2 protein-coding genes, 1 pseudogene and 1 other annotated feature are annotated in these 6,325 nt (G+C 31.3%); of the genes and pseudogenes, 2 read left to right on the forward strand and 1 reads right to left on the reverse strand.

What is annotated here, in order from left to right:
- Positions 1 to 305: 305 nt before the first annotated feature.
- Positions 306 to 1,619, forward strand: a complete 1,314-nt coding sequence (locus tag BM384_RS14700; protein ID WP_090014698.1) for an aspartate kinase — start codon at positions 306 to 308, stop codon at positions 1,617 to 1,619.
- 108 nt (positions 1,620 to 1,727) lie between these two features.
- Here BM384_RS14700 and tnpA read toward each other — a convergent pair.
- Positions 1,728 to 2,225 (reverse strand): annotated as a pseudogene (tnpA, locus tag BM384_RS14705) (IS200/IS605 family transposase).
- A 535-nt stretch (positions 2,226 to 2,760) separates the two neighbouring features.
- Positions 2,761 to 3,008, forward strand: a binding site (T-box leader).
- A gap of 79 nt (positions 3,009 to 3,087) precedes the next feature.
- On the opposite strand from tnpA, the gene ileS reads away from it, so the two are divergent.
- Positions 3,088 to 6,201 carry an isoleucine--tRNA ligase gene (gene ileS / locus BM384_RS14710; RefSeq protein ID WP_090014700.1) on the forward strand — a complete coding sequence of 1,038 codons (3,114 nt, stop codon included), beginning with the start codon at positions 3,088 to 3,090 and terminating at the stop codon, positions 6,199 to 6,201.
- The last annotated feature ends 124 nt before the right edge of the window (positions 6,202 to 6,325 follow it).

Raw genomic sequence — 6,325 nt, forward strand, 5'->3', positions numbered from 1 at the left:
CTGCAAAGTCTTTAGGTTTATAATTAGTTATATGTTTATTCATGTTAATCTCACCTCTCGGGTACATATTAACATTTTTAAACACATTTGTACACTTTTTTTATTAACTATAGACTTCCTCCTTTCAAAAAGACTCATTAAGATTATAACAATAAAATATTTATATTTATATATATAATAAGTTTTTATTTACTCAAAAAGATGATAAAATCTAAAATAGAAAAATATATAAAAACTATTGAAAATATCTTAAAAATTGGTAGAATTATCATTATAAAACTTTTATAATATGGGGGCAAATTAAAATGAAAACAGTGGTTACAAAATTTGGGGGGAGTTCTTTAGCAGATTCTTCTCAATTTAAAAAGGTGAAGAATATTATTGTGGCTGATGAAGCAAGAAAATATGTAGTTCCATCAGCACCAGGAAAGAGGCATAAGAAAGATACTAAAATAACAGATCTTTTATATCTTTGTCATACACATGTTGAAACAGGTATATCTTTAGATGATGTATTTAAATATGTTGAAGATAGGTATACTCAAATTGTAGAAGAACTAGAATTAAATTTTGATATTAAAAAACATTTAGAAATTGTAAAGAAAGACCTTGAAGATGGTGCATCTAAAGATTATGCAGCAAGTAGAGGAGAATATTTAAATGGATTAATATTAGCTGAATACTTAGGATATGAATTTGTTGATGCTAAAAAAGTTATTGTTTTTGATGAAGATGGGACTTTAAATTCAGAAAAAACAGATGAAGCATTAAAAAAAGTTTTAAGCGAAACACCAAATGCAGTTATTCCAGGATTTTATGGGGCTGATACTGAAGGGAATATTGTAACTTTCTCTAGAGGTGGTTCAGATGTAACTGGTGCATTAGTTGCAGCTAGCGTTAATGCAGATCTTTATGAAAACTGGACAGATGTTTCAGGCTTCTTAATGGCAGATCCAAGAATCGTTCAAAATCCAAAGGCAATAGATCAAATTACATATAAAGAATTAAGGGAATTATCATATATGGGAGCTTCAGTACTTCATGAAGATGCAATATTCCCTGTAAGAGCTGTTGGAATTCCAATAAACATAAAGAACACAAATAGACCAGAAGATAAAGGTACTTTCATTGTTCAAGATATAAATGAAAAAGAATGCAAAACTATAACAGGTATAGCAGGAAAGAAAGACTTTACTGTTATTTCAATAGAAAAGGCTATGATGAATTCAGAACTTGGCTTCTGTAGAAAATTACTTTCTATATTAGAGATGAATAATATTTCTTTTGAAAATATGCCTTCAGGTATTGATACTGTTTGTCTTGTAATTTCTGATAGCGAACTTAAGAATAAGAGAGATAAGGTTGTTGAAGAAATTAAGAGAACATGTGATCCAGATTCAATAGTTGTTCATCCTAATATGGCACTTATAGCAACAGTAGGTAAGAGAATGGCTAAGCAAAAAGGTGTTGCAGCTAAGTTATTTAAAGCATTAAGTTCTGCAAACGTAAATATAAGAATGATTGATCAAGGATCATCAGAAATGAATATATTAGTAGGAATCGAAAATGATGATTTTGAAGCAGGAATAAAAGCAATTTATGATGCTTTTAATAATTAATTATAAATCATGACCACCCGTAAAACGGGTGGTTTGCACTGCGGCTAGAAGCCTTTGTTACTTGCGGGTGCTACTCGCACATTGAACGGTTTGCCAACCGCATCGCCTTTACCGGCTGCACCTAAAAGGTGCTTTATTTTTTGCCTTTTTTACTGGTTCACCCGTAAACGGGTCTACATATTCTTTTAAACTTAATTGTTCATATGCTAAATCTTCTTATATTTGATTTTTTATATATTCTTCGATTACCTTCTTATTTCTACCGACATTATCTACATAATACCCTTTGCACCAGAACTGTCTGTTTCCATATTTATATTTCAAATTTGTATGTCTATCAAAAATCATCAAGGAACTTTTCCTTTTTAAGTATCCCATAAATTGAGCTACACTCAATTTAGGCGGAATACTTACAAGCATATGTATATGATCTTTACATGCATTTGCTTCGATAATTTCTACTCCTTTGTTTTCACATAACTTTCTCAAAATTCTTCCTATGTCCGCCTTGATTTTTCCGTATATTATTTGTCTTCTATACTTAGGTGCAAACACTATATGATATTTACAATTCCATTTGCTATGTGCTAAACTACTATTGTCCATTATGGACACACCTCCTTGTAATTTAATTGTGGTCGGCAAACCTACTATTATTTTACAACGGAGGTATTATTATTTTCTACTCATAGCTAAAAGCTTTTTAGAACCACAGGTCAAACCTGTGGTATTCATAAATACAAAAAATAGCCAACCTACGGTGAATAGGTTGGCTGGGAGATATAATCGCCTAAACAATAAGTTATTGGGATTTTCCTTAAGAGCCAAATGCTCAAAAGGATTGGTTTTATTAATGTTATTTTTATGTACTATTTACAAATACAATTAAAAATAAGGGGAGCGGATAGATATAAACTATCCATATTTACATTAAAACACTATTTAAAAACAAGTCAATGTTAATTGATAGACATTATTGTTTAATAATACTAAATGTGTGAAAAACAACAAAAGATAGATGATTAAACATTAGTTATCTATCTTTTTATGCTAATAAATACATGATGATAATTAAGAAAAATAATATAATATTAAAGTGATTGAATTGACAAATATTGAAATAATGATATATAATATTTTAATAGAAGCTATGATTAGGAAAAGTAATTAAGAATTTATCTTTAAGAGAGTAGTTGGTTGGTGAAAAACTACAGGTAATCTTAACGAAAATCACCTAGGAGTTAGAAGCTGAACAAGGGTTACTTAAGTAGGTTTTCTCGTATTTCTGCGTTAAAGAATATAGTATGAAAGTACTTGAAAGAAGCGTCTACTTTAATATAAAGACGTATTACCATGGGTGGTATAGCGAATTATAACTTCGTCCTTTTGGATGAGGTTTTTTTATTTTTTATAAAAGTAGTAAAATCAAAAGAAATTAATCATACAAGGATAGAGAGGAGTATCTTAAATGTACAAAAAAGTTGAACTTTCAAAAGGCTTTGTTGGCATGGAACACGAAGTTGCTGATTATTGGAAAGCACATAATGTTATTAAAAAGAACTTTGATATGAATCAAGATGGTGAATATTTCACTTTCTATGATGGACCTCCAACAGCTAATGGTAAACCACATGTTGGTCATATCTTAACAAGAGTTATGAAAGATATTATCCCAAGATACAAGGTAATGAAGGGATATAAAGTAATAAGAAAAGCTGGATGGGATACACATGGACTTCCAGTTGAACTTGAAATTGAAAAGAAATTGGGAATTTCAGGTAAGGAACAAATTGAAGAATACGGGGTAGAAAAATTCGTTAAAGAATGTAAAGACAGTGTTTTCACATATGTTAGCATGTGGGAAAAGATGACTGAACAAATTGGTTATTGGGTTGATATGGAACATCCATATGTAACTTACCACAATCCATACATCGAATCTGTATGGTGGGCATTAAAACAAATGTGGGATAAGGGACTTTTATATGAAGGTCACAAAGTTATGCCTTACTGTCCAAGATGTGGAACTGCTCTTTCTTCACACGAAGTTGCACAAGGATATAAAGATGTTAAGGATTTAACTGCTATAGCTAAATTCAAAGTTGTAGGAGAAGACAACAAGTATATATTAGCTTGGACAACAACTCCTTGGACATTACCATCAAACTTAGCTTTATGTATAAACAAAGCTTACACATATATCGAAGCTAAAGTTGGTGATGAAGTTTATGTATTAGCTAAAGATTTAGCAGATAAAGTTCTTGGTGAAGATTATGAAATAGTTAAAGAATTCAAGGGAACTGAACTTCTTGGAACTAAGTATGAACAATTAATGCCATTCGCTAAAGTTGAAGGTAAAGCATTTGAAGTAATTCATGGTGATTACGTTACTTTAACAGATGGTACTGGTGTAGTTCATATAGCACCAGCATATGGTGAAGACGATAGCTTAGTTGCAAAACAAAACGGAATTACTTTTGTTAACTTAGTTGATAAAGAAGGTAAATTCGTAGATGAAGTTACTCCATGGGCAGGTAAATTCGTTAAGAAATGTGATGAAAGCATTTGTAAATGGCTAGAAGAAAACAATAAGTTATTCAAAGCAGAAAGACATATGCACTCATATCCACACTGCTGGAGATGTGACACACCACTTCTTTACTATCCAAAGGAAAGCTGGTTTGTTAGAATGTCATCTCTAAGAGATAAACTTCTAGAAAACAACAATAAGATTAACTGGTATCCTGATAACATTAGAACAGGTAGATTTGGTAAATTCCTTGAAAATGTTATTGACTGGGGTATTTCAAGAGATAGATATTGGGGAACTCCACTTCCAATATGGGAATGTGAATGCGGACATAAAGAATGTATAGGAAGCATTGAAGAACTTAAAGAAAAAGGAATCAATGTTCCAGATGATATAGAACTTCATAAACCATACATTGATAATGTTCATTTAAATTGTCCACACTGTGGAAAAGAAATGACTAGAACTAAGGAAGTTATTGACTGTTGGTTTGATTCAGGATCAATGCCATTTGCTCAATTCCACTATCCATTTGAAAATAAAGAATTATTTGAACAAAACTACCCAGCTCAATTTATATCAGAAGCTGTTGATCAAACTAGAGGATGGTTCTATACATTACTTGCAATTTCAACTGCAGTATTTGATAGAAACCCATTTGAAAACTGTATAGTTTTAGGTCACGTTCTTGATAAGAAGGGCTTAAAGATGTCTAAATCTAAGGGTAACGTTGTAGATCCATTTGAAGTATTAGCTTCACAAGGTGCAGATGCTACAAGATGGCATTTCTACACTGCTAGTGCTCCATGGCTTCCAACTAGATTCTCAATTGATGATGTTGCAGAATCTCAAAGAAAATTCTTAAGTACATTATGGAACGTATATTCATTCTATGTACTTTATGCAGAAATAGATAAATTTAATCCATTAGAATACAAAGATTTCAAATCAGAAAATGTAATGGATAAATGGATAATGTCTAAGTTAAATACATTAGTTAAGACTGTAGATGAAAAGTTAGATGCTTATGACATTACAAATGCTGCTCTTGCAATAGAATCATTTACTGATGAATTATCTAACTGGTATGTAAGAAGAAATAGAGCTAGATATTGGTCACAAGAATTAACTGACGATAAGATTGGTGCTTATGTAACTTTATACAGAGTACTTGTTACATTATCAAAGATTTCAGCTCCATTTGTACCATTCATAACAGAAGAAATTTATCAAAACTTAGTTGTTAACTTAGATAATGAAGCTCCTGAAAGTGTTCACTTATGTACATGGCCAGTAGTTGATGAAACAGCTATAAATAAGGAACTTGAAAAGGAAATGGATTTAGCTTACACAATAGTTAAGTTGGGAAGAAGTGCTAGAAATGGTGCTAATATCAAGAATAGACAGCCACTTTCTAAAATCTTAGTTTCAACTGCATCACTTCCAGAATATTATGGAGACATAATAACTGATGAGTTAAATATTAAGGATATAGATTTTGGTGCTGACCTTTCAGAGCATGTTAACTTTGAACTTAAGCCAAACTTACCTGTATTAGGTAGAACTTATGGTAAGCTTATACCAGCTATTAGAAAAGCTATTTCAGAAAAGAACCAAATGGAATTAGCTCAAAAGCTTAAAGCAGGCGGAGTAGAAGTTATAGATGCTAACGGAACTGAAATAGAATTAAATTCTGAAAACATTCTTGTAACAATGCAAGGTCTAGAAGGATATGCTTTCGCAGGTGAAGGTGAAATCGGAGTTGTTCTTGATACTCATATAACTGATGAGTTAAGAGAAGAAGGACACGTAAGAGAAATGATTTCTAAGATCCAAAACATGAGAAAAGAAAAAGGATTTGAAGTTGCAGATAAGATAACTCTTTATGTAGCAAATAATGACATGTTATTAGACGTTGTTAAGAAATTTGAAGACACAATAAAGAAAGAAACTTTGACTGTTGATGTTGTATATGGAGATGCTTCTAGAAGCTATACAGAAACAACAATTAATGGAGAGAAGTTAAACATGGATGTTGAAGTAGTAAGATAATGTAAAAAGCAGGTATAATTTATATATTATATCTGCTTTATTTGTGCGCCCAATGTCGTCAACTTAGCAATAAGAGACTTAAAAAAGAAACCTTAGATTAAATTTTTTTCAATAGCTATTTAAA

Source organism: Clostridium sp. DSM 8431, assembly GCF_900116755.1.
Lineage (GTDB): Bacteria > Bacillota > Clostridia > Clostridiales > Clostridiaceae > Clostridium.